This window comes from Pseudoalteromonas sp. Z1A6 (assembly GCF_011378745.1).
Taxonomy (GTDB): Bacteria; Pseudomonadota; Gammaproteobacteria; order Enterobacterales; family Alteromonadaceae; genus Pseudoalteromonas; species Pseudoalteromonas arctica.
Genome location: NZ_WTKW01000534.1, coordinates 1 through 1,886, shown reverse-complemented (window position 1 = coordinate 1,886; position 1,886 = coordinate 1). Strand labels below are relative to the sequence as shown.

Annotated in this window: 2 protein-coding genes and 1 riboswitch; of the genes, one reads left to right on the top strand and one right to left on the bottom strand. The window is 30.8% G+C overall.

Annotation, left to right across the window (positions count from 1 at the left end; translation table 11 throughout):
• A partial coding sequence (locus tag GQR46_RS20580; RefSeq protein ID WP_206009705.1) for a hypothetical protein occupies positions 1-240 on the top strand: 240 nt, incomplete at its 5' end.
• 141 nt (positions 241-381) lie between these two features.
• On the opposite strand, the gene GQR46_RS19210 is transcribed toward GQR46_RS20580, so the two are convergent.
• Entirely contained in the window at positions 382-1,506 is a 1,125-nt protein-coding gene (locus GQR46_RS19210) for a hypothetical protein (protein ID WP_165742121.1), read from the bottom strand.
• A gap of 89 nt (positions 1,507-1,595) precedes the next feature.
• Positions 1,596-1,687: riboswitch (cyclic di-GMP riboswitch) on the bottom strand.
• Positions 1,688-1,886 lie beyond the last annotated feature (199 nt).

Here is a 1,886-nt window from a genome sequence, read left to right as displayed (position 1 = left end):
TTGGCATTGCTTATTAGTAATTTAAGCACTGGTTTGTTGTTTATGGAATGGTGGGGTTTATCAGGTATTATTTACTCAATTGTTTTCTCATATTTTTTTATTGATATTAGCGGTGCTGTCTTCAGCTTAGCATGTCGAAAAGAGTACATATCACGGATGTCTGGCTTTTTAAAGCCTTGGATATTGCTTAAGTCAATTATTGACATATCTGAAAATCACCGAGGAACTAACAAGGTTTAGTGTGAGAATGTCATATTTTTAGTTGTTATAATAATAAAAAGCGTGATGATATTTATTAGAAAAGGAAGTTAAGCTATAAACTTAAGTTTGTTTATAAATCTAAATGCAAGCCTAAACTTGCTTTTAGATTTAAAGTAGTTTCTATTCACATTGCGCTAGATTACTTGGTTTATAAACAAGGTCTCCGTAATATGGGAAATTAGTATTAATAAAGTCAATTGTAGTTGTATTTGTCTTTAAGAAGCGTAGGTCACACAATCTAGCCGATTCATCAACTCTTACTGTTGAGTCTACTAACGTAATATGAGAATCGAAAGCAATTAAAGCAGATACATTTGCTGTATTTATATAACACTCGGTGCATGTAAATTCATTATCCCATAGTTTTAAGTTATATCTAGCTTCGTTACCTGAGAGCGACTTTATTTTATTTAAAGTGATATTTTTGCCTTTAAGATCTAGATCTGCATCTCTACTATTAGAGATTACGGTATTATTTATAACTATATTACTAGTGTTTTTATTTGAGACAATTCCGTCCCCTTGCTGGTAACTTCTACAACCTTCTATCCCACCAATATTGTTTGATATAGACACATTATCTATTAAAATATTCTTGGAATAACCATTTATAAGAATACCTGAAATGAAACAGTCTCTTTCATTTTCAGTAGAGGTGGCTAAACCATCTAAAATAGTGTTTGAAATACTAATATCGTGGGTATTAGATCCGTCGATGCGTATTCCAGCCTTGTAGTAGCCCATACTTTTTAAATTATTTATCGAAATATTAGATACATGCTTTTCAATATTGCTGTCAAATTCTATGCAGCTAGAGTTATTATGAGCATTAATATTTTCAATATTTACGTTTTCAACATTATTATTTTTAAACCGGAAACAATAACGAGTATTTAAAAATGATAAATTTTCAAATGAGATATTACTTCGTGCAATAACGAAACCTGAGTTACTACCAGAATAAAAATTGTAATTACTGCTAAATGTAACATTGTTAAGGCCAACAACTTCTATTGGATGATCCCCTTGATTCAAGATTAGAGCATCATTTTGCGAGTAATTTCCGGGAAGTAAATTGATTTTATCTAATGAGGTATCAGATAATAAATTGTTTAGGTTGCTAATTGACGCAGGGGAGTTCGATGTATAACCGTTACCAGAACCATCAGGACTAATATAGGCTGTATTTGCTTGTAAAGTAAATGAAAATAAAGGGATCGATGCTAGTATAATAAAATTTTTCATAATTTGTACCTTCAGTACGTTAATATTCAATAGGTTTAAAAATGAATAGGAAAACAAAGGTATAGTTATGAAGCTACAACTAATATCTATGCGGTAACCCCGCTACCATAATAAATAAAATATCTACTTTAGGCCGGAAGCTTTGCGTCCTTGATTTTCACCAAGTTTGCCTTTATCACTTTCTGATTGTTATTATAGTCAGGTTTGTCGCAATTGAAAGCTTAAATTTAATTTATTTTAACTCACTGAATTAATAAAGTTAAAGTGAATCCATTTCATTTATGCGGATCGTAATACATAGAGAATCAAGTGTAACCATTGAAGTTATCTAATCAAAAATCGGAAGTTTTATTACTTCATAGTTGCTAATGTACGGCTTT

Excerpts from the sequence above, each read along its gene's own strand:
- GQR46_RS19210 (WP_165742121.1), bottom strand. The coding sequence starts at position 1,506 with ATGAAAAATTTTATTATACTAGCATCGATCCCTTTATTTTCATTTACT.